Here is a 25,097-nt window from a genome sequence, read left to right on the forward strand (position 1 = left end):
CATGTTTCTAGGTGCGGCGGGGTTGGTTGAAGAAGTTTTGGAATTTGTTGATTTCGGTGTAAAAACTGTTGTACAATCTAAGGCTTCGCTGATTGCGGTGGCTGTTCTGAAAAGGGCAGTTGCAGCAAAAAGAAAAGATCAAAAAGTTTGACGGATCTTCAAAATCTGTGCTAGAATTCAAGGCTCAGCTGATTGCAGCTAAGTCGGGAAAGCAAAGAAACTTCGGTGGCTTTGTGATCCGGTTCATTAAAAATATACAGCCGATAAGCGTGGGCGTTTGATGGCGAGTGCCAAGTTCTGCGGAACTAGTGCTTAGCACTACAAACGCTCATGAGAATAGAAGTGAAGTTCACTTCAATTCCGTTTTTATGAGTGAAGTCGAGAGACTTTAAATTTATCAAGATCGAACTGTAGAGTTTGATCCTGGCTCAGATTGAACGCTGGCGGCATGCCTTACACATGCAAGTCGAACGGTAACAGGTCTTCGGATGCTGACGAGTGGCGAACGGGTGAGTAATACATCGGAACGTGCCCGATCGTGGGGGATAACGAAGCGAAAGCTTTGCTAATACCGCATAAGATCTACGGATGAAAGCAGGGGACCGCAAGGCCTTGCGCGAACGGAGCGGCCGATGGCAGATTAGGTAGTTGGTGGGATAAAAGCTTACCAAGCCGACGATCTGTAGCTGGTCTGAGAGGACGACCAGCCACACTGGGACTGAGACACGGCCCAGACTCCTACGGGAGGCAGCAGTGGGGAATTTTGGACAATGGGCGAAAGCCTGATCCAGCCATGCCGCGTGCAGGATGAAGGCCTTCGGGTTGTAAACTGCTTTTGTACGGAACGAAAAGACTCTGGTTAATACCTGGGGTCCATGACGGTACCGTAAGAATAAGCACCGGCTAACTACGTGCCAGCAGCCGCGGTAATACGTAGGGTGCAAGCGTTAATCGGAATTACTGGGCGTAAAGCGTGCGCAGGCGGTTATATAAGACAGATGTGAAATCCCCGGGCTCAACCTGGGAACTGCATTTGTGACTGTATAGCTAGAGTACGGCAGAGGGGGATGGAATTCCGCGTGTAGCAGTGAAATGCGTAGATATGCGGAGGAACACCGATGGCGAAGGCAATCCCCTGGGCCTGTACTGACGCTCATGCACGAAAGCGTGGGGAGCAAACAGGATTAGATACCCTGGTAGTCCACGCCCTAAACGATGTCAACTGGTTGTTGGGTCTTCACTGACTCAGTAACGAAGCTAACGCGTGAAGTTGACCGCCTGGGGAGTACGGCCGCAAGGTTGAAACTCAAAGGAATTGACGGGGACCCGCACAAGCGGTGGATGATGTGGTTTAATTCGATGCAACGCGAAAAACCTTACCCACCTTTGACATGTACGGAATCCTTTAGAGATAGAGGAGTGCTCGAAAGAGAGCCGTAACACAGGTGCTGCATGGCTGTCGTCAGCTCGTGTCGTGAGATGTTGGGTTAAGTCCCGCAACGAGCGCAACCCTTGCCATTAGTTGCTACGAAAGGGCACTCTAATGGGACTGCCGGTGACAAACCGGAGGAAGGTGGGGATGACGTCAAGTCCTCATGGCCCTTATAGGTGGGGCTACACACGTCATACAATGGCTGGTACAGAGGGTTGCCAACCCGCGAGGGGGAGCTAATCCCATAAAGCCAGTCGTAGTCCGGATCGCAGTCTGCAACTCGACTGCGTGAAGTCGGAATCGCTAGTAATCGCGGATCAGAATGTCGCGGTGAATACGTTCCCGGGTCTTGTACACACCGCCCGTCACACCATGGGAGCGGGTTCTGCCAGAAGTAGGTAGCCTAACCGTAAGGAGGGCGCTTACCACGGCAGGGTTCGTGACTGGGGTGAAGTCGTAACAAGGTAGCCGTATCGGAAGGTGCGGCTGGATCACCTCCTTTCTGGAAAACTGCATTCAATATTGAACGCCCACACTTATCGGTTGTTGGAACAAGCCACAGGCCTGCGAAGAGATTCGCAAATTTGTGGAATGGGTCTGTAGCTCAGCTGGTTAGAGCACCGTCTTGATAAGGCGGGGGTCGTTGGTTCGAGCCCAACTAGACCCACCAAATTCCAATTGCTAGATAAGTGAGAGGACACTGGGGGATTAGCTCAGCTGGGAGAGCACCTGCTTTGCAAGCAGGGGGTCGTCGGTTCGATCCCGTCATCCTCCACCAACAACAAGATTCGGAATTCAACACCAAAGCGGTTTTGCAAAAGGCCTCTTTGTTGTTGATCAATATCGATTGATCAATCGGCTGTTCTTTAAAAATTCATAGAGTCGAATCAGAGTTGTCAGAGGAAATTGCACATTCGTAAAGGTTTAGTGCAGACCGTGCCTCTGATGACAATTTTTTGATTGCGTCAAAACGAATATTCAATAAGCGAAAGCTAGTTGAAATTCAGTAATGACGAATGTTCTCAGATGAAAGGCAGAAATGTCTGGAGTCGAAGAATTATTCACATTGCGGCATAACGCGTCAGGTGAAAGACCTGACAAGTCCTTGAGATGACGGCGATATCTTGCAAGAGATGTCAAAGTTATAGGGTCAAGTGACTAAGAGCATGTGGTGGATGCCTTGGCGATTACAGGCGACGAAAGACGTGATAGCCTGCGATAAGCTTCGGGGAGCTGGCAAATAAGCTTTGATCCGGAGATTTCTGAATGGGGAAACCCACCTCGCAAGAGGTATCGCATACTGAATACATAGGTATGCGAGGCGAACCGGGTGAACTGAAACATCTCAGTAGCTCGAGGAAAAGACATCAACCGAGATTCCGAAAGTAGTGGCGAGCGAAATCGGAAGAGCCTTCTAGTGATAGCACGACTGTTAGCAAAACGGAATGGAAAGTCCGGCCATAGCAGGTGATAGCCCTGTATGCGAAAACAGACGTGTGGTACTAAGTTAGAGAAAAGTAGGGCGGGACACGAGAAATCCTGTCTGAATATGGGGGGACCATCCTCCAAGGCTAAATACTCGTAATCGACCGATAGTGAACCAGTACCGTGAGGGAAAGGCGAAAAGAACCCCGGGAGGGGAGTGAAATAGATCCTGAAACCGCATGCTTACAAAAAGTAGGAGCCCGCAAGGGTGACTGCGTACCTTTTGTATAATGGGTCAGCGACTTACATTCAGTGGCAAGGTTAACCGAATAGGGAAGCCGTAGAGAAATCGAGTCCGAATAGGGCGAATCAGTCGCTGGGTGTAGACCCGAAACCAAGTGATCTATCCATGGCCAGGATGAAGGTGCCGTAACAGGTACTGGAGGTCCGAACCCACTAGTGTTGCAAAACTAGGGGATGAGCTGTGGATAGGGGTGAAAGGCTAAACAAACTTGGAAATAGCTGGTTCTCTCCGAAAACTATTTAGGTAGTGCCTCAAGTATTACCTGCGGGGGTAGAGCACTGTTTAGGCTAGGGGGTCATGGCGACTTACCAAACCTATGCAAACTCCGAATACCGCAGAGTACAGCTTGGGAGACAGAGCACCGGGTGCTAACGTCCGGACTCAAGAGGGAAACAACCCAGACCGCCAGCTAAGGTCCCTAAAATTGGCTAAGTGGGAAACGAAGTGGGAAGGCTAAAACAGTCAGGATGTTGGCTTAGAAGCAGCCATCATTTAAAGAAAGCGTAATAGCTCACTGATCGAGTCGTCCTGCGCGGAAGATGTAACGGGGCTAAGCCAGTTACCGAAGCTGCGGATGTGCAATTTATTGCACGTGGTAGGAGAGCGTTCTGTAGGCCTGTGAAGGTGTCTGGTAACGGATGCTGGAGGTATCAGAAGTGCGAATGCTGACATGAGTAGCGTTAAAGGGGGTGAAAAGCCCCCTCGCCGTAAGCGCAAGGTTTTCTACGCAACGTTCATCGGCGTAGAGTGAGTCGGCCCCTAAGGCGAGGCAGAGATGCGTAGCTGATGGGAAACAGGTCAATATTCCTGTACCGATCAATAGTGCGATGTGGGGACGGAGAAGGTTAGCTCAGCCAACTGTTGGATATGTTGGTTCAAGCCTGTAGTCGTGCCTGGTAGGCAAATCCGCCGGGCTTAGATGAGGGGTGATAACGAGTCTGCTTGCAGACGAAGTGAGTGATACCCTGCTTCCAGGAAAAGCCACTAAGCTTCAGCTATTGACGACCGTACCGCAAACCGACACTGGTGCGCGAGATGAGTATTCTAAGGCGCTTGAGAGAACTCAGGAGAAGGAACTCGGCAAATTGATACCGTAACTTCGGGAGAAGGTATGCCCCAAGTAGGTGAACTCGTACAGAGGGAGCCCAAAGGGGTTGCAAAAAATCGGTGGCTGCGACTGTTTAATAAAAACACAGCACTCTGCAAACACGAAAGTGGACGTATAGGGTGTGACGCCTGCCCGGTGCTGGAAGATTAAATGATGGGGTGCAAGCTCTTGATTGAAGTCCCAGTAAACGGCGGCCGTAACTATAACGGTCCTAAGGTAGCGAAATTCCTTGTCGGGTAAGTTCCGACCTGCACGAATGGCGTAACGATGGCCACACTGTCTCCTCCTGAGACTCAGCGAAGTTGAAATGTTTGTGATGATGCAATCTCCCCGCGGAAAGACGGAAAGACCCCATGAACCTTTACTGTAGCTTTGTATTGGACTTTGAACAGATCTGTGTAGGATAGGTGGGAGGCTTTGAAGTGAGGACGCTAGTTCTCATGGAGCCAACGTTGAAATACCACCCTGGTGTGTTTGAGGTTCTAACCTAGGTCCATTATCTGGATCGGGGACAGTGCATGGTAGGCAGTTTGACTGGGGCGGTCTCCTCCCAAAGCGTAACGGAGGAGTTCGAAGGTACGCTAGTTACGGTCGGACATCGTGACGATAGTGCAATGGCATAAGCGTGCTTAACTGCGAGACTGACAAGTCGAGCAGATGCGAAAGCAGGACATAGTGATCCGGTGGTTCTGTATGGAAGGGCCATCGCTCAACGGATAAAAGGTACTCTGGGGATAACAGGCTGATACCGCCCAAGAGTTCATATCGACGGCGGTGTTTGGCACCTCGATGTCGGCTCATCTCATCCTGGGGCTGTAGCCGGTCCCAAGGGTATGGCTGTTCGCCATTTAAAGAGGTACGTGAGCTGGGTTTAAAACGTCGTGAGACAGTTTGGTCCCTATCTTCCGTGGGCGCTGCAGATTTGAGGAAGCCTGCTCCTAGTACGAGAGGACCGGAGTGGACACACCTCTGGTGTATCGGTTGTCACGCCAGTGGCATTGCCGAGTAGCTAAGTGTGGAAGAGATAACCGCTGAAAGCATCTAAGCGGGAAACTCGTTTCAAGATGAGATCTGCCGGGGCCTTGAGCCCCCTAAAGAGTCGTTCAAGACCAGGACGTTGATAGGCTGGGTGTGGAAGCGCAGTAATGCGTTAAGCTAACCAGTACTAATTGCTCGTGCGGCTTGACCCTATAACTTTGATAGCCAATGCACTTCAGTGCAAAAGCTCAAAGATTGTTATGCCAAGTTAGACGCAGTCAAATACAAAATCTGATTCCAAACTCTATGAATTCGCCAGGCTGTTCACAAAAACAGCCCAGCACCAAGTTATGCCTGATGACCATAGCAAGTTGGTACCACTCCTTCCCATCCCGAACAGGACAGTGAAACGACTTTGCGCCGATGATAGTGCGGGTTCCCGTGTGAAAGTAGGTCATCGTCAGGCTCTTACAGCCCAAACCGCCCCTGTGCTCATTCGAGTACAGGGGCGTTTTGCTTTGGGGGCCAAAGAATACAAAGGGTGACACTGCTCGGCAGGTTAACGGGCAGCACAGCCCGTGGTTCATGGCGCTGTGATTGTGCTCGGTGGCTTTGGCACGGCCTACACCTCCAACCTCCTGCCCTCGCTAAACACCACCAGCTCTCCCTTCCCAAACGCCTTCCACGCCTCGTTCCTCGTCAGCGGGCTCGTCACCACCACTGATACCTCGTCCTTCTCGCTCGTTTCTTGGGAGAAATCGAGCTTCAGATCTTCGTCGCTGAGATGTGCTTCACCAAACGGGTGACGGCGCTCGAGGTAATAGAGACTTGTGGTGGCATGCGCCCACAGTGCTTGTCCGTTGGAGAGCAAAAAGTTGAACGTGCCATGCGGGCTGATGCGGGCGGCCAGTTCTTTGAGCGTCAAGGTCAGCTCTGGGATGGATGGTACGCTGGCGTGAGATTTCGCCAGTTCCTGCATGATCCAGCAGAAAGCATGTTCGCTGTCGGTGTCTCCCACGGGGCGGAAATGCGAATGCAGGCGAGGGCGAAAGTCTTTGAGGTCTCCGTTGTGGGCGAAGACCCAGTAGCGCCCCCACAGTTCACGCACAAAAGGGTGGCAGTTCTGCAGACTGACCACCCCCTGGGTGGCCTTGCGGATATGAGCGATGACGTTTTTGCTTTTGATGGGATAACGGCGGATCAGCTCTGCCACGGGTGATTCCACCGCCGCTTGGTGGTCTACAAAGTGCCTCAAGCCCTTGTCTTCAAAGAAAGCGATTCCCCAGCCGTCGCTGTGGTGGTCTGTCTTCCCGCCCCGTTGGGCGAACCCTGTGAAGCTGAAGGTCACATCGGTAGGGACATTGCAGTTCATGCCGAGCAGTTGGCACATGGGGGTGTATTGCGTTTCTTGATTGAATGGACTTGATGCAGACCGATGATGCACCCGCAAGGGGGAGCATCGCCCTGAGTCACTCCGGCTTGGGTGCGCGCAGTTGCCAGGCGGCTACCAACGCGAGCAGACAGAGCAAGGTCAGCATCAAAAACGTCTCGCCGAACGCGGTGATTCGTGCAGGAGTGCTACCCCCGGTGGCGAGGGAAACGCCATGGGCGGTCAGGCGCCATTCCAAAACAATACCGCACAGGCTGACCCCAGCCGCGCCCCCGAGCATGCGCAAGAAACCGATGGCGCTCGACCCTTGGGAAATCAGCGATTTGTCCAGCGGACGCATGGCCCCCAAATTGAGCGATGGCAGGATGAAGCCCAGACCGATGCGCCCTAGGATGGCAAAGGCCACCAGCATCCACAGTGAAGAGCCCAGGCTGACAAACACCATGAGGCCGAAAGACAGCGCCAGCAGCCCCAACCCAATACTGACCAGAAAATGCGTGGGCTGCCGGTCTGCCAGGCGACCCACGAGGGCGATGGTGACGGCCAGTACGAAACCGGCGGGCAGCATCAAGGTGCCGACGTGTGACGCCGACAACTCGAGCCCCAGCTGCATATAGACCGGGAGCAGGTAGGTCGAACCGAACAGGGCGGTGCCGTAGATGAAGGCCACCACACTGCCCATGGCAAATTGTCGATACTGGAACAGCCGCAAGTCCATCAAGGGTTTGCGGCCACATTGGATGAGTCGGCGTTGCCAGGCGATGAACGCGGCAACGCACACCACGGCGATGGCGAGCAGAGTCGTCGCCTCAGCCATGGAGCCACCGTGCAGTGACACGAGTCCGTTGAGCAGGCACAGCGTGCCCACGGTGCCGAGCAGCAGGCCGCGCCAGTCCAGCGCTTCGCCCTGGCGGTTAGGTTCCACGCCGCCAGGCGCGCTAGCGGGCACAAACTTATAGGCCAGCCAGAGCGATGCCAGGCACAGTGGTACCACCATGAAAAAAATCGAGCGCCAGCCAAACCAGTCCACCAGCAGGCCGCCAATGCTGGGGCCCAGGGCGGGGGCCAGCACCACCCCCATGCCAAAAATGCCGCTGGCGCGGCCCTGCTCGTGGGGCTGGAATGCGTAAAGGATGATGACGGCAGGGATAGGTTGCACAACGCCCGCTGCCAAGCCCTCGGCCACGCGCGCGGCCAGCACCAGGCCAAAGTCACGGGCCAGTCCGCCCCCGACACCGCCTGCCAGCAAGAGCAGCATGGCCCCCACATACGTGGCGCGGTAGCCATAGCTCGACAGCAGCCACGGTGTGGTGAGCATGGATACCGTAGTGGCCACCATGAACCCCGATGTGACCCACTGCGCCCGCTCCTGGCCCAGCGTGAAGTAGTGGCTCATGTCCGGAATCGCCACGTTGACGATGGTGGAGGACATGATGGATGCCATGGTCCCGACCATCACGGACAGCAGCAGCAACCACCGGTAGCGCTCGCCATAGCGCTCGCGCAGCAAGGACAACGATCCTGAAACGTGGGTCATGAAGAGTTCAGAGGTGTGGACTGCGCTCAGGATCCATGAAAACTACAGAAGACTCAGGATGTCCGTTCCAGCCAGAGCTTGCCGCCCGTGGCCCAGTTTTCGCGTTTGACGTCGGTGATCAGGATGTCCACCATCTCAGGTGTGCCGCCAAGCACTTCTACGGAAACACGGGTGATTTCTTCCACCAGTTTTTTCTTCTGTTCGACCGTGCGGCCTTCCATCATTTCAATGTGGTACGTCGGCATGGGGATGCTCCTCAGGCAAAAAAAAGATCATAAGGGAGGCCGATGAGGCTCTGGGGCACCTTCGGGACCATCGCCAGCAGGTGCGCCAGCGCGTGCGCAAACCGGGCAGATGCAGCGCTGGCCCCGCTCATTCGCAGGCAATTGTTCGAGGGCGGTGCGTGACACCGTGGTGTTCATGCACCAGCAGTCTGCTGCCTCGCCGCCCGCGGCGATCGCGCAGCCGTTGGGTTGGCCGCAGGCGGGGCAGGTCTGTGCAAAGGAGGGAAGGGTCGTGTTCACAAAAGGGCGAGGGCCATCAGCAGCTGTTGAGTGCAGATCTTGCCGGTGCTTGCGGCCACTTTAAAAGAAAAATGGCTTTGGCGCTTATTGATCAAGCGCTGATAGCTACAAAAATAGTAGCGAATTTGGAGTCTGCAAGGCACTCATGTTCTAACCCACCGATGTTGGCACAGGTGGCACCACATCTTTGCCAGAGGGGTTTCATCGCACCCATCTGCCGCGCCCAGCGCTTTTGACGATTCGGCAGCGTGTTGTGTTGCGACGGTGTTAGATCTTTTGGATGGTGACCCTTGTGTGCAAGAGCCCGCCTCTACTCCATGCGCAATTCAGGCGCGAGCGGGCGTGGCGAAGCGATGTCTCCACAGTCGAGCAGGTTAGCCAACAAAAACGGCACCCGAAGGTGCCGTTGACTTATCAATAAAACAGCCTGCAGCGCCCACGGAATAAGCGCAGCTAGCTATTCAATCAATAGCATTTCATGATGCCGAGGCCTTGAGCTTCAGACGCCAGGCGTGCAGCAGAGGCTCGGTGTAGCCGCTGGGTTGCTCCAGGCCCTTGAAGACCAGGTCGCACGCCGCTTGGTAAGCCATGCTGGTATCGAAGTGGCCGGCCATGGGGCGGTACAGGGGGTCACCCGCGTTTTGCTGGTCCACCACGGCGGCCATGCGTTCAAAGGTCTCGCGCACCTGGGCTTCGGTCACCACGCCGTGGTGCAGCCAGTTGGCCATGTGCTGGCTGCTGATGCGCAGCGTGGCGCGGTCTTCCATCAGGCCCACGTTGTGGATGTCGGGCACCTTGGAGCAGCCCACGCCCTGGTCCACCCAGCGCACCACGTAGCCCAGGATGCCCTGGGCGTTGTTGTCCAGCTCCTGCTGCTTCTCGGCGTCGCTCCAGTTGGGGCTGGCGGCCACGGGCACGGTGAGCAGGCCGGTCAGCAGGTTGTCGCGCTCGGCGTTCACATCGATCTTTTCCAGCTCGATCTGGATGTCGCTCACCTTCACCTGGTGGTAGTGCAGGGCGTGCAGCGTGGCGCCGGTGGGGCTGGGCACCCAGGCGGTGTTGGCACCGGCCTTGGGGTGGGCGATCTTCTGCTTGAGCATCTCGGCCATCAGGTCGGGCATGGCCCACATGCCCTTGCCGATCTGCGCCTTGCCGCGCAGGCCACAGCTCAGGCCCACCAGCACGTTGTTCTTCTCGTAGGCCTGGATCCAGGCGCTGGTCTTCATGTCGCCCTTGCGCACCATGGGGCCGGCGTGCATGGCGGTGTGTATCTCGTCGCCCGTGCGGTCCAGGAAGCCGGTGTTGATGAACGCCACACGGCTCGATGCGGCGGCAATGCAGGCCTTGAGGTTGACGGAGGTGCGACGCTCCTCGTCCATGATGCCGAGCTTCACGGTGCTGTCGGGCAGGCCCAGCAGCTTTTCGACGCGGCCGAACAGCTCGGCGGCAAAAGCCACCTCGGCGGGGCCGTGCATCTTGGGCTTGACGATGTAGACGCTGCCCTTGCGGCTGTTGCGGATTCCGTTGGCGCCGTGGCCTTGCAGGTCGTGCAGGGCGATGGTGGTGGTGACCACCGCGTCCATGATGCCTTCGGGAATTTCGCGCTGCGCGCCCTGGGCGTCAGTCCACAGGATGGCGGGGTTCGTCATCAGGTGGCCCACATTGCGCAGGAACATCAGCGAGCGGCCATGCAGGCGCACTTCGCTGCCCCCGGCAGCTTGACTGCCAGTTCCCGCGTTTGGCGCGGTGTAGATGCGGTCAGGGTTCAGGCCGCGCGTGAAGGTCTTGCCACCCTTGGTGACCTGCTCGGTCAGCGTCGCCTGGATGATGCCCAGCCAGTTGCTGTAGCCCAGCACCTTGTCCTCGGCGTCCACAGCGGCCACAGAGTCTTCCAGGTCCAGGATGGTGGACAGGGCGGCTTCCAGCACCAGGTCGCTCACGCCGGCGGCATCAGACTGGCCGATGGGCGTGCTGCGGTCGATCTGGATATCGAGATGCAGGCCGTTGTGCTGCAGCAGCACCGACGAAGGTGCGGCGGCATTGCCCTGGTAGCCCTTGAACTGCGAGGCGTCTTTCAGGCCCGTGGTGCTGCCGTTGGCAAGCGACACGACCAGCTGGCCGCCTTCGACACGATAGCCCGTCGAATCCTTGTGCGAGCCAGCAGCCAAAGGCGCCGTGTCATCCAGCACCTGGCGCGCAAACGCGATCACCTTGGCGCCGCGCACGGGGTTGTAGCCCTTGCCCTTTTCAGCGCCGCCTTCTTCGCTGATGGCGTCTGTGCCATACAGCGCGTCATACAGGCTGCCCCAGCGGGCGTTGGCGGCGTTCAGTGCATAGCGGGCGTTCAGGATGGGCACCACCAGCTGGGGGCCGGCCTGCGTGGCCAGCTCATCGTCCACATTGGTGGTGGTGGCCTTCACCTCGGCGGGCTGGGGCACCAGGTAGCCGATCTTTTCGAGAAAGCTGCGGTAGGCCACCATGTCCTTGATGGGGCCGGGGTTGGCTTTGTGCCAGGTGTCCAGCTCGGTCTGCAGGCGGTCACGCTCGGCCAGCAGGGCGATGTTGCGCGGGGCCAGGTCGGCCACGATGGCGTCAAAGCCTTTCCAGAAGGCGGAGCTGTCCACGCCCGTGCCGGGCAGCACCTTGTCTTCGACAAAGCGGAACAGGGAAGTAGCCACTTGCAGGCCGTGGACGGTGGTGCGGTCGGTCATGGAGGGTGCCTTGAACAATGGTTGAAAAACGGGTTTGCTGCCTCGTGGCAAAGATGTCAGTGGGTAGCTTGTAGGCCACTGTATTGCAAATGTTTGAAGATATAAAGACGAAGAAAATCTTAAAACCAATGACTTTTATGCAAAAGTGCGGGCATGGACAAACTCAAAGCGTTTGAATCGTTCGTCTCTGTGGCCACGCGCGGCAGTTTGACGGCCGCTGCCAAGGCCGAAGGCGTGGCCCCGGCCATCATGGGCCGCCGGCTGGACGCGCTGGAAGCCCACCTGGGCGTCAAGCTGCTGGTGCGCACCACCCGGCGCATCAGCCTCACGCACGAAGGCAGCGCCTTTTTGGAAGACTGCCAGCGCGTGCTGGCCGATGTGGCCAACGCCGAGGCCAGCGTGTCCGAAGGCGGCGTGAAAGCCACGGGGCACCTGCGCATCACCGCCCCGGCAGGCTTTGGCCGCCGCCATGTGGCGCCGCTGGTGCCGCGTTTTCGCGAACTGCACCCCGATGTGACCATCTCGCTGAACCTCAGCGACCGCGTGGTGGACATGGCGGGCGAAGGCTACGACTGCGCGGTGCGCGTGGGCGACCTGCCCGACTCATCGCTGGTGAGCGTGCGCATTGCCGACAACCGCCGCCTGTGCGTGGCCACCCCCGCCTATTTGCAGCGCCACGGCACGCCGCGCCACCCCAGCGACCTGCTGCAGTTTGACTGCCTTACGCTGTCCAGCGAAGCCTCGCAGATCCGGGGCTGGGCGTTTCGCATGCCCACCGAGGGCGGCGGCACCGAGGTGGTCTACCTCAAGCCCGGCGGCCCGCTTGATTGCTCCGACGGCCAGGTGCTGCACGACTGGTGCCTTTCGGGCTACGGCATTGCCTGGCGCAGCACCTGGGAGGTCGAGGCCGAGATCGCCGCAGGCCGCCTGGTAGAGGTGCTGGCCGACTATGCTGCCCCGCCCAACGGCATTTACGTGGTGTTTCCCCAGCGCAAGCACATGCCCCTGCGGGTGCGGCTGTGGATCGAATACCTCAAGCAGCAATACGCGCAGCCCGCCTTCTGGCAGGGGCGGTGATGACCCTTCGCCCCACCCCGCCCGCGCGCCCCGTGGCAGACTGAGCCCATGACCGAGCCCACGCTCCTCGTCGCAGACGACCACCCCCTGTTCCGCGCCGCCGTGCTGCACGTGCTGCAGGGGCGCCTGCCCCAATTCCGCACCCTGGAGGCCGCCAGCGCCGCCACCCTGGGCCAGGCGCTGCAAGAGCACCCCGAGATCGAGCTGGTGCTGCTGGACCTGAGCATGCCCGGCGCCCGCGGCTTTTCAGCCCTGCTGCATGTGCGCGGCGAGTACCCCGAGGTGCCCGTGGTCATCATCTCGTCCAACGACCACCCCCGCGTCATCCGCCGTGCGCAGCAGTTTGGCGCGGCGGGCTTCATCCCCAAGTCCGCCCCCGCCGACGCCATGGGCGAAGCCATTCAGGCCGTGCTCGACGGCGGCAGCTGGTTTCCGCCCATGGCGGCCGAACGCTCCGAAGCCGACGCCGAACTGGCCGCCCGCCTCGCGCAGCTCACGCCTCAGCAGTTCCGCGTGCTGCTGTGCCTGGCCGATGGCCTGCTGAACAAACAGATCGCCGCCGAACTGGGCCTGGCCGAAAACACCGTCAAGGTGCATGTCACCGCCATCTTGAAAAAACTGGAGTGCTACAGCCGTACGCAGGCGGCAGTGCTGGTGAAAAGCCTGGAGACTGAGGACGGCGGCTCCGTTTGAGTCTGCCCAGCAGGTTTTGAATTGAAAATAGGCTCTGGCGCTTATCTATCAAGCGCAGGCAGCTATCAAAATAGTAGTGAAGCGATAGTGCGTTGCGCCCCCGGCGGCTGGCGCGAAGCCGCCTGACCCAACGTTGTGCCCACCACCGGCGCAGTCTTTGCGGGCAGAGGCTCTCTATTTCAGCCGCAGCAATGTCTGGCTCACCAGCGCCCGCAACGCCGGTGCTCGCACGGGCTTGGCCAGAAAGCCCCAGCCGCGTTCAGCCGCCTGGCGGCGTAGCGTCGCATCGCGCTCGGCGGTGACCAGGATCACGGCGGGGCTTTGGCCCCAGCGTTGGCACAGCTCGGCATACACCTCCGGCCCTTGGTAACCCGCGCCCAAGTGCACATCCAGCAATACCAGCTGCGGCGCCTGCCCTGGGCGGGCCTGCTCCAGTGCCTGTGGCGCGCCACCTGCCAGAGGTACGTCGCAGCCCCAGCGTTGCAGCAAGGCCCGCGTGGCGGCGCAGGTGGGGCCGTCGTCTTCAATCACCCAGGCGCTGCTGCCTTGCAGCGGAGCGTCGTCTGATACGGGCTGCGCGGTGGCGGGGGCAGATGGGGGTTGCGCTGCGGCCGGGTCGCCCAGCGGCACGCACACCCAGAAAACGCTGCCGCGCCCCAGTTGCGAGCGCAGGCCAATTTCATGGCCCAGCAGGCGGCCCAGGCGTTCGACGATGGCCAGGCCCAGGCCTGCGCCCCGGTCGTCGGCGCGGCCTTCGTCGAGGCGGCGGAATTCTTCAAAGATTTCTCGCTGCAGCGCCTCGGGAATGCCGGGGCCCTGGTCGTGCACCTCGATGCGCAGGTGGTTCCCGTCCACCCGCTTCACCCGTCTGCAACCCACCACGATGCGCCCGCGCCGGCTGTAGCGGATGGCGTTGGAGACAAAGTTCTGCAGGATGCGGCGCAGCAGGTTTTCGTCGGTGCGTACCACGGCGCGGGTGGGCACGCAGCGCAGTTGCAGGCCCTGGCTTTCGGCCAGCACGCCAAAGTTGTGGCCCAGCACCTGCAGCAGCGGGCCCAGCGGTACGTCGCGGATATGCACTTCGAGCTGGCCGGATTCCATGCGCGAGATATCGAGCAGGCTATTGAGAATGGCATCCTGCGCTGCCAAGGCGCCTTCAATGCTGTCGGCCGCGTGCCGCCCGGCTTCATCGGGCAGGTGGCTGCGCAAGAGCGAGGTGAACATGCGCGCGGCGTTCAGGGGCTGCAGCAGGTCGTGCACGGCGGCAGCCACGAAGCGGGTTTTGGAGCGGTTGGCGCGCTCGGCCTCTTGGCGGGCCACGTCCAGGTCGCGGGTGCGGTCAGCCACGCGCTGTTCCAGCGCATCGGCGAGGGACCGCAGTTCACGCGCAGCGTTCTTGTAGCTGGTGATGTCTGCGTAGCTGGTCACAAAGCCGCCTTCGGGCAGCGGGTTGCCGCGAATTTCCAGCACCGTGCCGTCTTCTTTGGCGCTTTCGTGCAGGTGGGGGTTGCCGCTGCGCAGGTGGGCCAGGCGGCGTTCGATGGCTTCTTCCACCGGGCCTGGGCCCAGCAAGCCCCGGCGCGCGTTGTGGCGCAGCAGGTCGGCAATGGGGCGGCCCACCTGCATCAGGTCGGCCGGGTAGCGGAACAGCTCCACGTAGCGTGAATTCCAGGCCACCAGCTTCAGGTCTGCGTCGATGATGACCACGCCCTGGGGCAGGTGCTCCAGGCTGCGCGAGAGGCCTGTGTCCGTCTGCTGCGCGGCTTGCTGGGCGGCCTGCACGATGCCGTCTTGTGCGGTGCGCAGCTCTTGCGCGTGCTGTTGCAGCACGGTCTCCAGCTCCTGGCGGCTGCGCTGGCGCAGGCGGGCCAGGCGCTGGCGCTGGCGCACAAACAGCACCAGCAGCGCCAGGGCCAGCCAGCCGCCGGCGCCGGCGGCACCGGCCCAGCGGCTGTCGGCCAGGCTGCTGTGCGTGTCGTGCACCAGGTGCAGTTGCCAAGGCGTGCCGGGCAGTGTCTGGCTTTGCCACAGCACGCGCCCTGCGGGCGCAGGCATATCAGGGCTGGAAGCTACGCGCACCAGGCGGCCGCCGTTGTCCATGCGGTCTTCCACCTGCATTTCCAGGGGGCGCAGGGGCTGGTTGGCGTATTGCCGGGTGGCATTCAATTCGCGGCGTTCTTCGTCGCTCAGCGGTTGCAGCAGCCGGTAGCGCCAGGCATCCTGGCTGGCCAGAAACACCACGCCGTGGGCGTCGGATGCGAGCACGATGTCGGGTGTTTGCAGCCATTCGCGCTCCAGCTCCTGCAAGGCAATCTTGATGACCACCAGCCCCAGCGTGTGACCATGGTCATCGCGAATGGCCTGCGACAGGAAGTAGCCCGGCACCCCGGTGGTGACGCCAATGCCGTAAAAACTGCCGCGCCCCTGGGCCAGCGCCTGCTGCACATAGGGGCGAAAGCTGTAGTCCTGCCCCACATTGCTGGTGGCCGAGCGCCAGTTGCTGGCGGCCACGGCCAAGCCGTCTGAGTTGAGCAGGGTGAGGGTGGACGACTGGCTGGCGCCGTTGGCCTGCTCCAGCTTGCGGTTGAGCTGCGCTACCTCGTCGGTGCTCAGAGTGCGGCGCAGGGCGCCCTGCAGTTGCGCGTCCAGCGCCAGCACTTCGGGCAGGGTGCGGTAGCGGTCGATGCGCTGGGTCAGCGTCTGCCCGTACAGGGCCAGCTGGCGTTGCACGCTGTCGCTTTCGGCGTGCAGTGACCGCTGCCAGGCCCACTGGCTGCCCGCGAACATGCTGGCCACCGTGCCGGTGAGCAGGATCAGCAGCGTCCAGAACTGGCGAAGGCGGGGCGTGGGCATGGCAGCGTGGGGTGGGAAACGTGGATGGGGCCTGTGGGGCGGGTGAGAGTGTGCCGCATAGCCCTTGAAATCTAAGTAGTTACCCTGATCGGGCGCGCTGGCTCTCCTGTGGAGCGGCTTGCGACTAATACCAATAGGTTATCGGCTGAAACAAATTGCAGCGGTACAAACGGCACCCTCAACGCGTACCGGCGGCCCCTGTGGGGCTGCCCCGTGATTTTTGGAGACCCGTCCCCCATGCAGAACCATTCCGCTCCAGCCGCTTCAACCTTGAAGCTGCCTTTTTACCGGCAACTGTACTTTCAGGTGGTGCTCGCCATCGCCCTGGGCGTGTTGCTGGGCCACTTTGAGCCTGCCTATGGCGAAGCGCTCAAGCCGCTGGGCGATGCCTTCATCAAGCTGGTGAAGATGATCATCGCTCCGGTCATCTTCCTGACCATCGTGACCGGTATCGCGGGCATGTCGCAGCTGAGCGCCGTGGGCCGCGTCTTCGGCAAGGCCATGGCGTACTTCCTGTTCTTCTCCACCCTGGCGCTGGTGGTGGGGCTGGTGGTGGCCAACGTGGTGCAGCCCGGTGCGGGCATGAACATCAACCCCGCAGACCTGGACCAGACCGCCGTCAAGGGCTACGTGGCCAAGTCGCACGAGATGACGCTCACCGGCTTTGCGCTGGACATCATCCCCAAGACGCTGGTGAGCCCCTTTGTGGGCGACAACATCCTGCAGGTACTGCTGGTGGCGGTGCTGTTCGGCATTGGCCTGGCCATGGTGGGTGAGCCGGGACGCCCGGTGCTGAATTTTCTGGAAGCCCTCACCACCCCCGTGTTCAAGGTGGTGGGCATTGTGATGAAGGTGGCCCCCATCGGCGCGTTTGGCGCCATGGCGTTCACCATTGGCAAGTTTGGCCTGGGGTCGCTCGTGAACCTGGCCTGGCTGGTGGGCTCGTTCTACGTCACGTCGCTGTTGTTTGTGGTGGTGATTCTGGGCTTTGTGGCGCGGCTGTGCGGTTTCTCGGTGTTCAAGCTGTGCCGTTACCTCAGGGCCGAGTTGATGCTGGTGCTGGGCACGTCGTCGTCGGAGTCGGCCCTGCCTTCGCTGATGGAAAAGATGGAAAAGGCCGGTTGTAGCAAGTCGGTGGTGGGCCTCGTGGTGCCCACGGGCTACTCTTTCAATCTGGACGGCACCAACATTTACATGACGCTGGCGGCGCTGTTCATCGCCCAGGCCACCAACACCGAACTGACGCTGGGCCACCAGGTGGCCTTGCTGCTGGTGGCGATGTTGTCGTCCAAGGGCGCAGCGGGCGTGACGGGCGCGGGCTTCATCACCCTGGCCGCCACCCTGGCCGTGGTGCCTGAAGTGCCGGTGGCCGGTATGGCGCTGATTCTGGGCGTGGACCGTTTCATGAGCGAATGCCGCTCGCTGACCAACTTCATCGGCAACGCCGTGGCCACGGTGGTCGTTTCCCGCTGGGAAAACGCGCTGGACTATGAGCGCCTGGACGCTGCGCTGAACGGCCACGCCTTGCCAGCCGCTGCGGCGGTGGCGCCTGTGGTGGATGCCGAAGTGCCCGTGACTGCGACAGCGCGCACCCTGGCCTGATCGCCTCTTCTGGTGGACGTTGATGGCGGCGCAGCCTTTAGGGGCTTGCGCCGCCTTTTTCATGGGCGGCTGAGGCAATCAAGCACAATGGCGGCGCTCATCAGGCTTGGCCTGTGTAGGGGAGCCCTTGGCTGTCTCTCGTTTGCAGCGGGGCTCTGGTGTTTTCAAAGGATATTGCATGACTCTTGAAGCTGTCTTGGCCGCATTGCACATGGTGGCCATCCTCACGCTGGTGGTGTTTCTGACCAGCGAAGCCGCGCTGTGCCGTTCGGAATGGATGAACCCCGCCGTGGTCAAGCGCCTGGCGCGGCTGGACTTGATCTATGGCATCACCGCCGTGGTGCTGCTGGCCACGGGGCTCGCGCGCCTGTACTTTGGGGTGAAGGGGCTGTCCTGGTATGTCTCGCAGCCGCTGTTTCACGTCAAGATGACGCTGTTCGTGCTGATGGGGCTGCTGTCCATCAAGCCCACGCTCACCTTCCGCCGCTGGCTCAAGGCCCTGAACCAGACGGGCGCATTGCCCGGCGAGGCCGAGGTGCGCAGCACCCGCCGCTGGGTCATGGTGCAGTCGCACATCCTGCCCGTGGTGGCCGTGATTGCCGTGTTCTGGGCGCGGGGCTGGTAAGCAGCGCCGCACCAAGGAAAAAGCCCGCCAGGCTTGCGCTTGGCGGGCTTTTTCGTGTGGGGTGGGCGGATAGTGGGAACCGCCCGGCCCCTCACTTCTTGAGGCACTCGCTCATGAATGCCTTGCGCTCATCGCCCTTGAGGGTCTTGGCTTGAGGGTCGGCGTTGCAAGCCTTCATCTTGTCTTGTTGCGTGGCGGGCTTGTTGCTCAGGCACGACTTCATGAACGCCTTGCGCTCGTCACCCTTCTTGTCGCCGGCTTCTGCGTTGCAGGTGGCCATTTTGGTTTGTTGCTTGGTGGGTGCTGCGGCTGGAGCGGAGGCTGGCGCTGCAGGTGAGGCGGTGGCTGGGGCAGCAGCGGTGGCTGGAGCGACCTTGGCGGCGGGGGCTGCTGCAGCAGCGGGCGCGTCGGCAGCGTGTACTGCGCTGATCGAAAGGGCCAGGCCCAGGGCAGTCAGGGAGAGAAACTTTTTCATAGGGGCTCCAGAACGTTTGTGGAACATCGACAACCAAACCGGGTGGGATGGTGATTGGTCAACGCGCCAAACTCTGGCGGCGATGACAGCCATGCATCATGCGGCAGATTTCTTACGATCTGTTGCCTCTTGGTTCCATCAAGATTCCTGCCTGGTATCTGGCGCTGTGGGTGGGGCAGTCGCCGGGCTGTGGCGCGCTGACTCCGCTCATCGGGTGCGGACCGCTGTGGTGTGCTTGGTCACTGTGTTCACAGGGCTTGGGGTGGGCACCCGTAAAATCCGCCGATGCTCTCTGTCAAAAACGAACTCCTGGCCACGTTGGCTACTGCGCTGGACGCCATTTCTCCCGGCGCCGGTGCCAAGGCGGCCTTTGAATCCCCCAAGGTCGCCGCCCACGGCGACTTTGCCTGCACGGCTGCCATGCAACTGGCCAAGCCCCTCAAGCTCAACCCCCGCGCCCTGGGCGAACAGCTCAAGGCCACGCTGGAGGCCACCCCCGCCTACCAGCGCTGGGTGGATGCGATTGAAATCGCAGGCCCCGGCTTCCTGAACATCCGCCTCAAGCCCGCTGCCAAGCAGGAAGTGGTGCGTGAGGTACTGGGCGCGGGCGAGCGCTTTGGTTACCAGCCCAGCAACGGCCAGCGCGTGCTGGTCGAATTCGTCTCGGCCAACCCTACCGGCCCGCTGCACGTGGGCCATGGCCGACAGGCCGCCATTGGCGACGCGATCAGCAACCTCTTCAGCACCCAGGGCTGGAGTGTGCACCGCGAGTTCTATTACAACGACGCCGGTGTGCAGATCGACACCCTGACCAAGAGCACGCAACTGCGCGCCAAGGGCTTCAAGCCCGGCGACGACTGCTGGCCCACCGACAGCGACAACCCGCTGGCCAAGAACTTCTACAACGGCGATTACATCGCCGACATTGCCGAAGCCTTCAAGGCCAAGGCCACCGTGAAGGCCGATGACCGCGAGTTCACTGCCAATGGCGATGTCGAAGACTACGACAACATCCGCCAGTTTGCGGTGGCCTACCTGCGCAACGAGCAAGACAAAGACCTGCAGGCATTCAACCTGCACTTTGACGAGTACTACCTCGAGTCGAGCCTCTACACCAGCGGCCGCGTCGAGGCCACGGTGAACAAGCTGGTGGCCAACGGCAAGACCTACGAACAAGACGGCGCGCTGTGGCTCAAGAGCACGGACTACGGCGACGACAAGGACCGCGTCATGCGCAAGAGCGACGGCACCTACACTTACTTCGTGCCTGATGTGGCGTACCACATCGCCAAGTGGGAGCGCGGCTTCACCAAGGTCGTCAACATCCAGGGTACGGACCACCACGGCACCATCGCCCGCGTGCGCGCCGGCCTGCAAGCCGCCGACGTAGGTATCCCCCAGGGCTACCCCGACTACGTGCTGCACACCATGGTGCGCGTGGTGCGTGGCGGCGAAGAGGTCAAGATCAGCAAGCGCGCTGGCAGCTACGTCACGCTGCGCGATTTGATCGAGTGGACCAGCAAGGACGCGGTGCGCTTCTTCCTTCTGAGCCGCAAGCCCGACACCGAGTACACCTTTGACGTGGACCTGGCCGTGGCCCAGAACAACGACAACCCCGTGTACTACGTGCAGTACGCCCATGCGCGCATCCAGTCGGTGCTGCGCGCATGGCAAGAGGCGGGCGGCGGCGATGTGGCTTCGCTCAAGGATGTGGACCTGTCGGCCCTGGAAGGCCCTCAGGCCCAGGCGCTCATGCTGCAACTCGCCAAATACCCCGAAATGCTCACGGCCGCTGCGCTGGGTGAGGCGCCCCACGATGTGACCTTCTACCTGCGTGACCTGGCCTCGGCGTACCACAGCTACTACGATGCCGAGCGCATCCTGGTGGATGATGAGGCGGTGAAGAAGGCCCGCCTGGCGCTTGTCGCGGCCACGGCGCAGGTCTTGCACAACGGTCTCGCGGTGCTGGGTGTGTCGGCCCCGGCCAGAATGTGAGTGGAAACTACCATGAAGAAAAAACAGTTGGGCGGAACCATTCTGGGATTCATCCTGGGTGTGATCGTGGGTTTGGGCGCTGCCCTGGCCGTGGCGGTGTACGTCACTAAAGTGCCTGTCCCATTCCTGAACAAGGGTGGTGCGCGCGGTGCAGACCAGGACGCTGCCGAGGCGCAAAAAAACAAGGACTGGGATCCCAACTCGCCACTGCGTGGCAAGTCGGCCGCCAAGCCGCCTGCGCCAGCCGCTTCGGCTGCCGGGGCTGAACCCGCCACCCCCGCCGCACAGCCTGTGGCCACCGCGGAGCCCAAGGGGGCTGCCGCATCGGCCCCCAAGGCGGCTGCCAGCAAGCCCGAAAAAGAAGAAACTGGCAAGCCCACCAGCGCCGACCCGCTGGGTGACCTGGCCAAAGCCAAGGCTGCGGAGGCAGGTAGCGCGGACCCTTATGACTACTTTGTGCAGGCCGGTGCCTTCCGCACGCAGGCCGATGCCGATGCCCAGCGCGCCAAGCTGGCCATGATGGGCTGGGAAGCCCGCGTGAGCGAGCGCGAGCAAAACGGCCGCCCGGTCTTCCGCGTTCGCGTGGGGCCGTTCGCCAAGCGCGATGACGCCGCCGCCCTCAAAGACAAACTGGACGGTACGGGCGTGGAGTCTGCGCTGGTGCGCGTGCAGCGTTGATGCGGCCGTCGCCCACGGCTGAACTTTTTCGAGGCATGCCGCTCACATCCTAAAGACCAGACCAAGGAGTGTTCTTTTCATGAAACGTCGCGAGTTTTCCCTGTCCGCTGCCTCCGCTGTTGCAGCCTCTGCGGTCACTTTGCCAGTGGCGCTGCCCGCTGCAGCGCAAGTGCGCCAGTTCAAAGAGGGCAAGGACTACCAAAAGCTCTCCAAGCCTGCGCCTACCGAGGCCCCTGCCGGCAAGATCGAGATCATCGAGTTCTTCTGGTACAGCTGCCCCCACTGCAATTCGTTCGAGCCCGTGCTCGACGCCTGGATCAAGGCCGCGCCCAAGGACCTCGTCGTCCGTCGCGTGCCAGTGGCGTTCAACGCCAGCTTCGTGCCCCAGCAAAAGCTGTACTACGCGCTGGAAGGCATGGGCAAGCTCGACGCTGTGCACGCCAAGGTGTTCCGCGCCATCCACGTGGAAAAGCTCAAGCTGGCCAAGGACGACGACATTTTTGCCTGGGTGGGCAACCAGGGCGTGGATGTGGCCAAGTTCAAGGAGGTCTACAACTCCTTCACCGTGAACAACCAGGCCCGCCGCGCTGCGCAACTGCAAGGCGAGTACGGCGTGGAAGGTGTGCCTTCCATGGGCGTAGCAGGCCGCTATTACACCGATGGCACCATGGCTGGCAGCATGCAGACCGTGCTGCAAGTGGTGGACTACCTGGTGGGCCAGACCCGCAAGGCCTGATGCACCGCTGATTCAGCCCTGCACTACAAAAGCCCGCGCCAGCGCAATGCCAGTCAGTTAAGCCCGCAGGCGGCTTGACCCAGTAAAAAGGGGACGTGTTCAACACGTTCCCTTTTTTCTTGATGAGCCTGCTTGCAAACGCCTTGCGCCAGACCCTGCCCCGAGTACCTGATCGCATCGAGCAGCTCAGCGCGTTGATAGACCCCACCTGGATCGCACAGGCGCTGGGGACCAGCGGCAAGGCCTCCATCCGCCGGCGCAAGCTGCCTGCCGAACATGCCGTGTGGCTTGTGATCGGACTGGCGCTGTTTCGCGACCGGCCACTGTGGCAGGTGGTGCAGCAGCTGGATTTGAGCCTGGATGGACAAGCGCCGCCCGCACCGAGCGTCAGCGTGCAAGCCCGCCAGCGCCTGGGCGAGGAGCCTCTGGCCGAGCTGTTCGCTCTACTGACCCAAGCCTGGAGCCGTCCTGCGGTGAATGTGCGCCAGCCACTGCGCGTACTGGCTGTGGATGGTGTGGTCTGGTCGGCCCCGGACACCCCTGAGAATCGAGTCGAACTGGGCAGCTGCAGCAACCAGCATGGCCTCTCGCCCTGGCCGCAGATCCGCGCCACTTGCCTGATGGACACACACAGCCACGAGATGCTTGATGCCAAGCTCGGCGCCATGGACTGCGGCGAATTGAGCCTGGCAGCGCAGTTGCGCGGCGAGGATCACTCCGTGACCCTGTTTGACCGAGCGTACTTCTCGGCAGCGTTCCTGTTGGACTGGCAGGCTGCGGGTACGCAGCGCCACTGGTTGATGCGCGCGCGGGACAATCTGCGCCATGAGATCGTCCAGCAACTGGCGTGCGGCGATGCGCTGATCCGCATGCCGGTGTCCCCACAAGCGCGCAAGGCACACCCGCATCTGCCCAGCCACTGGCAGGCACGCCTGATCGAGGTGAGCGTGGGTGGACGGCTGCGCCGCTTCATCACATCCTTGCCGTGTCCCCGCACGCATCCGGCGCAGGAGCTGGCCGAGCTCTACCACCAGCGCTGGGAGATCGAGTTGGGGTTCCGGGAGATCAAGCAGACCCTGCAGGAGGGTGAGCCGGTGCTGCGCAGCAAGCAGCCCGCGCTGGTGCGCCAGGAGCTGTGGGGCGTGCTGATCGCCTACACGCTGCTGCGCCGCTGGATGCGCGAGATGGCAGCGCACGTCCAGGTCGAGCCCCAGCGCATCAGCTTCCACACAGCCAGCTACGCCATCGTGAACTTACTGGCGGTCCCCAGCCTGGACTCTGCCGGCACCTTGCCCAAGCAGTTGGCAGCCCTGTTGGCGCAATCGCGACACTTCGTGCTGCGGCCACGCCGCACTGGGCGCAGCTTCCCAAGGGTCGTCAAAAAACGCGCTTCCAAATTCCCAACGAAAAAATGCCAGTCAGCTCTTAACTGACTGGCATTGCGCGCCAGCGGGCTTTTTTCATCCCGGGCGGCAATGCATGGCTACAATGATTGCAAGATTCGTGCCCTCCATGAAACATCGCATTACCTCCCTCCTTGTGCTTGCAGCCTTGACCTGCGCCTTTGGCGCGGCGCGGGCTGAAAAGGCCGACCGCAGCAAGCCCATGAACATCGAGGCCGATGCGCTGCGGCACGATGAAGTCAAACAGACCAGCGTCTTCTCGGGCCGGGTGGTGATGACCAAGGGCTCCATCGTGCTGCGCGGTGCGCGGCTGGATGTGCGCCAGGATGCCGATGGCTACCAGTCGGGCATCGTCACCGCCGAGGCGGGCAAGCGCGCGTTCTTCCGCCAAAAGCGCGACACGTTGCCAGGCGCCCCCGAGGAATTCATTGAAGGCGAAGGCGAGGTCATCGAATACGACGGCCGCACCGACAACGTGCGCTTTATCACCCGCGCCGAGCTGCGCCGCTACCGGGGCGGTGCCTTGAGCGACCAAATCACGGGCGCCGTCATCGTCTACAACAACCTGACCGATGTGTTCACGGTGGACGGGCAGAAGAAGGCCACGCCTTCGGCTGACGGCCAAACTGGTGGTGGCCGCGTGCGCGCGGTGTTGGCGCCGAAGGAGCCCGCCGCGGGTGCGGCGGCGCCTGCAGCCCCGGCCTCTGGCCCAGCGCTGCGCCCCAGCAATTCTTTGGGTGGTGGCAGCCAGTGAGTGATCGTTCCGCGCAAGCCGCTGCCCCTGGCGCATCCTCCAGCCGCCTGGAAGTCGCTCACCTGGCCAAGTCCTACGGCAGCCGCAAGGTGGTGAAGGACGTTTCGCTGGTCGTGCAAAAAGGCGAAGTGGTGGGTTTGCTCGGCCCCAATGGCGCTGGCAAGACCACTTCGTTCTACATGATCGTGGGCCTGGTGCGCAGCGATGGCGGGGACATCCGTATCGATGGCCAGTCGGTGGCGCACATGCCCATCCATCGCCGCTCGCGGCTGGGGCTGTCTTACCTGCCGCAAGAAGCGTCGATCTTCCGCAAGCTCTCCGTCGAGGAAAACGTCCGCGCCGTGCTGGAACTTCAGCGCGACGAGAACAACGCCCCGCTGTCGCGCGCAGCCATTGAAGAGCAGCTCACCTCGCTGCTGCAGGAGCTGCGCGTAGACCATCTGCGCGCCTCGCCCGCGCTGGCCCTGTCGGGCGGCGAGCGCCGCCGCGTGGAAATTGCCCGCGCCCTCGCCACGCAGCCGCGTTTTATCCTGCTGGACGAGCCCTTTGCCGGCATCGACCCCATCGCCGTGATCGAGATCCAGCGCATCATCGGCTTCCTCAAAGCGCGCGGCATTGGCGTGCTGATCACCGACCACAACGTGCGCGAAACCTTGGGCATTTGCGACCACGCCTTCATCATCAGCGATGGGCGGGTGCTGGCGCAGGGCACGCCATCGGAGATCGTGGACAACGCCGAGGTACGCCGCGTGTACCTGGGCGAACACTTCCGCATGTGATGGCCAGTGTGAATGTGG

At 61.2% G+C, this 25,097-nt stretch carries 18 protein-coding genes, 2 tRNA genes and 3 rRNA genes; 16 read left to right on the plus strand and 7 right to left on the minus strand.

From position 1 onward, the window contains the following. Nucleotide 1: 1 nt before the first annotated feature. The 6 genes from BDD18_RS22070 (at nucleotide 2) to rrf (ending at nucleotide 5,713) form a co-directional block, all read left to right on the plus strand. The gene (locus tag BDD18_RS22070; protein WP_156445134.1) at nucleotides 2-151 is read left to right on the plus strand and encodes a hypothetical protein; all 150 of its coding nucleotides are present in this window, start codon (nucleotides 2-4) and stop codon (nucleotides 149-151) included. Nucleotides 152-405: 254 nt separating this feature from the next. Then, a 16S ribosomal RNA gene (locus tag BDD18_RS09815) occupies nucleotides 406-1,934 on the plus strand. Between the two features lie 91 nt (nucleotides 1,935-2,025). Further along, nucleotides 2,026-2,102: transfer RNA gene (locus BDD18_RS09820), tRNA-Ile, on the plus strand. 32 nt (nucleotides 2,103-2,134) lie between these two features. Further along, nucleotides 2,135-2,210: transfer RNA gene (locus BDD18_RS09825), tRNA-Ala, on the plus strand. Nucleotides 2,211-2,580: 370 nt separating this feature from the next. After that, nucleotides 2,581-5,459, plus strand: a 23S ribosomal RNA gene (locus BDD18_RS09830). 141 nt (nucleotides 5,460-5,600) lie between these two features. Next, nucleotides 5,601-5,713: ribosomal RNA gene (gene rrf, locus BDD18_RS09835) — 5S ribosomal RNA — on the plus strand. The 16S, 23S and 5S rRNA genes sit together here with 2 tRNA genes alongside, the layout of an rRNA operon. A 156-nt stretch (nucleotides 5,714-5,869) precedes the next feature. Here the strand turns inward: rrf and BDD18_RS09840 are convergent. From BDD18_RS09840 to BDD18_RS09860, 5 genes are all read right to left on the minus strand, one after another. After that, nucleotides 5,870-6,637 carry a class II glutamine amidotransferase gene (locus tag BDD18_RS09840; RefSeq protein ID WP_044396731.1) on the minus strand — a complete coding sequence of 256 codons (768 nt, stop codon included), beginning with the start codon at nucleotides 6,635-6,637 and terminating at the stop codon, nucleotides 5,870-5,872. A 79-nt stretch (nucleotides 6,638-6,716) separates the two neighbouring features. Then, on the minus strand, nucleotides 6,717-8,174 hold the full coding sequence (locus BDD18_RS09845; RefSeq protein WP_142082986.1) for a DHA2 family efflux MFS transporter permease subunit: 1,458 nt from the start codon (nucleotides 8,172-8,174) through the stop codon (nucleotides 6,717-6,719). A 53-nt stretch (nucleotides 8,175-8,227) separates the two neighbouring features. Further along, nucleotides 8,228-8,419, minus strand: coding sequence for a 4-oxalocrotonate tautomerase (locus BDD18_RS09850; RefSeq protein ID WP_044396727.1), 192 nt, complete (start codon nucleotides 8,417-8,419; stop codon nucleotides 8,228-8,230). Nucleotides 8,420-8,446: 27 nt separating this feature from the next. Further along, nucleotides 8,447-8,698, minus strand: a complete 252-nt coding sequence (locus BDD18_RS09855; protein WP_142082988.1) for a cysteine-rich CWC family protein — start codon at nucleotides 8,696-8,698, stop codon at nucleotides 8,447-8,449. Nucleotides 8,699-9,174: 476 nt separating this feature from the next. Continuing rightward, the gene (locus BDD18_RS09860) at nucleotides 9,175-11,409 is read right to left on the minus strand and encodes a malate synthase G (RefSeq protein WP_142082990.1); all 2,235 of its coding nucleotides are present in this window, start codon (nucleotides 11,407-11,409) and stop codon (nucleotides 9,175-9,177) included. 153 nt (nucleotides 11,410-11,562) lie between these two features. Here BDD18_RS09860 and BDD18_RS09865 point away from each other — a divergent pair, with 153 nt between their 5' ends. After that, entirely contained in the window at nucleotides 11,563-12,486 is a 924-nt protein-coding gene (locus BDD18_RS09865) for a LysR family transcriptional regulator (protein WP_066787330.1), read from the plus strand. 48 nt (nucleotides 12,487-12,534) lie between these two features. After that, a complete protein-coding gene (locus BDD18_RS09870; RefSeq protein ID WP_066691701.1) occupies nucleotides 12,535-13,179 on the plus strand; it encodes a LuxR C-terminal-related transcriptional regulator in 645 nt (214 codons plus the stop codon). 174 nt (nucleotides 13,180-13,353) lie between these two features. Here BDD18_RS09870 and BDD18_RS09875 read toward each other — a convergent pair whose 3' ends face one another. Beyond that, nucleotides 13,354-16,032, minus strand: coding sequence for a hybrid sensor histidine kinase/response regulator (locus BDD18_RS09875; protein WP_142082992.1), 2,679 nt, complete (start codon nucleotides 16,030-16,032; stop codon nucleotides 13,354-13,356). Nucleotides 16,033-16,269: 237 nt separating this feature from the next. On the opposite strand from BDD18_RS09875, the gene BDD18_RS09880 reads away from it, so the two are divergent. Together BDD18_RS09880 and BDD18_RS09885 are read left to right on the plus strand one after the other, a co-directional pair. After that, nucleotides 16,270-17,634, plus strand: a complete 1,365-nt coding sequence (locus tag BDD18_RS09880; RefSeq protein ID WP_142082994.1) for a dicarboxylate/amino acid:cation symporter — start codon at nucleotides 16,270-16,272, stop codon at nucleotides 17,632-17,634. A gap of 178 nt (nucleotides 17,635-17,812) precedes the next feature. Then, nucleotides 17,813-18,259, plus strand: coding sequence for a DUF2214 family protein (locus BDD18_RS09885; protein WP_066691694.1), 447 nt, complete (start codon nucleotides 17,813-17,815; stop codon nucleotides 18,257-18,259). A gap of 91 nt (nucleotides 18,260-18,350) precedes the next feature. Here the strand turns inward: BDD18_RS09885 and BDD18_RS09890 are convergent, their stop codons facing one another. Next, entirely contained in the window at nucleotides 18,351-18,734 is a 384-nt protein-coding gene (locus BDD18_RS09890) for a PsiF family protein (protein ID WP_066691693.1), read from the minus strand. Nucleotides 18,735-19,019: 285 nt separating this feature from the next. Here BDD18_RS09890 and argS point away from each other — a divergent pair, with 285 nt between their 5' ends. From argS to lptB, 6 genes are all read left to right on the plus strand, one after another. Next, the gene (gene argS / locus BDD18_RS09895) at nucleotides 19,020-20,729 is read left to right on the plus strand and encodes an arginine--tRNA ligase (RefSeq protein WP_142082995.1); all 1,710 of its coding nucleotides are present in this window, start codon (nucleotides 19,020-19,022) and stop codon (nucleotides 20,727-20,729) included. Between the two features lie 12 nt (nucleotides 20,730-20,741). Continuing rightward, nucleotides 20,742-21,407, plus strand: a complete 666-nt coding sequence (locus BDD18_RS09900; RefSeq protein ID WP_142082998.1) for an SPOR domain-containing protein — start codon at nucleotides 20,742-20,744, stop codon at nucleotides 21,405-21,407. A 79-nt stretch (nucleotides 21,408-21,486) separates the two neighbouring features. Beyond that, nucleotides 21,487-22,143, plus strand: a complete 657-nt coding sequence (locus BDD18_RS09905) for a thiol:disulfide interchange protein DsbA/DsbL (protein WP_044396400.1) — start codon at nucleotides 21,487-21,489, stop codon at nucleotides 22,141-22,143. 122 nt (nucleotides 22,144-22,265) lie between these two features. Continuing rightward, entirely contained in the window at nucleotides 22,266-23,576 is a 1,311-nt protein-coding gene (locus BDD18_RS09910) for an IS4 family transposase (RefSeq protein WP_142082999.1), read from the plus strand. A gap of 79 nt (nucleotides 23,577-23,655) precedes the next feature. Further along, on the plus strand, nucleotides 23,656-24,300 hold the full coding sequence (lptA, locus tag BDD18_RS09915) for a lipopolysaccharide transport periplasmic protein LptA (protein WP_066691051.1): 645 nt from the start codon (nucleotides 23,656-23,658) through the stop codon (nucleotides 24,298-24,300). Beyond that, a complete protein-coding gene (gene lptB / locus BDD18_RS09920) occupies nucleotides 24,297-25,079 on the plus strand; it encodes an LPS export ABC transporter ATP-binding protein (RefSeq protein WP_044396404.1) in 783 nt (260 codons plus the stop codon). The genes lptA and lptB overlap by 4 nt, the downstream gene beginning before the upstream one ends. Nucleotides 25,080-25,097 lie beyond the last annotated feature (18 nt).

Source organism: Acidovorax temperans (assembly GCF_006716905.1).
GTDB lineage: Bacteria > Pseudomonadota > Gammaproteobacteria > Burkholderiales > Burkholderiaceae_C > Acidovorax > Acidovorax temperans.

Excerpts from the sequence above, each read along its gene's own strand:
- BDD18_RS09905 (WP_044396400.1), top strand. The coding sequence starts at position 21,487 with ATGAAACGTCGCGAGTTTTCCCTGTCCGCTGCCTCCGCTGTTGCAGCC.
- BDD18_RS09845 (WP_142082986.1), bottom strand. The coding sequence starts at position 8,174 with ATGACCCACGTTTCAGGATCGTTGTCCTTGCTGCGCGAGCGCTATGGC.
- BDD18_RS09840 (WP_044396731.1), bottom strand. The coding sequence starts at position 6,637 with ATGTGCCAACTGCTCGGCATGAACTGCAATGTCCCTACCGATGTGACC.
- BDD18_RS09890 (WP_066691693.1), bottom strand. The coding sequence starts at position 18,734 with ATGAAAAAGTTTCTCTCCCTGACTGCCCTGGGCCTGGCCCTTTCGATC.
- lptA (WP_066691051.1), top strand. The coding sequence starts at position 23,656 with ATGAAACATCGCATTACCTCCCTCCTTGTGCTTGCAGCCTTGACCTGC.
- BDD18_RS09910 (WP_142082999.1), top strand. The coding sequence starts at position 22,266 with ATGAGCCTGCTTGCAAACGCCTTGCGCCAGACCCTGCCCCGAGTACCT.
- BDD18_RS09880 (WP_142082994.1), top strand. The coding sequence starts at position 16,270 with ATGCAGAACCATTCCGCTCCAGCCGCTTCAACCTTGAAGCTGCCTTTT.
- BDD18_RS09865 (WP_066787330.1), top strand. The coding sequence starts at position 11,563 with ATGGACAAACTCAAAGCGTTTGAATCGTTCGTCTCTGTGGCCACGCGC.
- argS (WP_142082995.1), top strand. The coding sequence starts at position 19,020 with ATGCTCTCTGTCAAAAACGAACTCCTGGCCACGTTGGCTACTGCGCTG.
- BDD18_RS09885 (WP_066691694.1), top strand. The coding sequence starts at position 17,813 with ATGACTCTTGAAGCTGTCTTGGCCGCATTGCACATGGTGGCCATCCTC.
- BDD18_RS22070 (WP_156445134.1), top strand. The coding sequence starts at position 2 with ATGTTTCTAGGTGCGGCGGGGTTGGTTGAAGAAGTTTTGGAATTTGTT.
- BDD18_RS09870 (WP_066691701.1), top strand. The coding sequence starts at position 12,535 with ATGACCGAGCCCACGCTCCTCGTCGCAGACGACCACCCCCTGTTCCGC.
- BDD18_RS09875 (WP_142082992.1), bottom strand. The coding sequence starts at position 16,032 with ATGCCCACGCCCCGCCTTCGCCAGTTCTGGACGCTGCTGATCCTGCTC.
- BDD18_RS09850 (WP_044396727.1), bottom strand. The coding sequence starts at position 8,419 with ATGCCGACGTACCACATTGAAATGATGGAAGGCCGCACGGTCGAACAG.
- BDD18_RS09860 (WP_142082990.1), bottom strand. The coding sequence starts at position 11,409 with ATGACCGACCGCACCACCGTCCACGGCCTGCAAGTGGCTACTTCCCTG.
- BDD18_RS09900 (WP_142082998.1), top strand. The coding sequence starts at position 20,742 with ATGAAGAAAAAACAGTTGGGCGGAACCATTCTGGGATTCATCCTGGGT.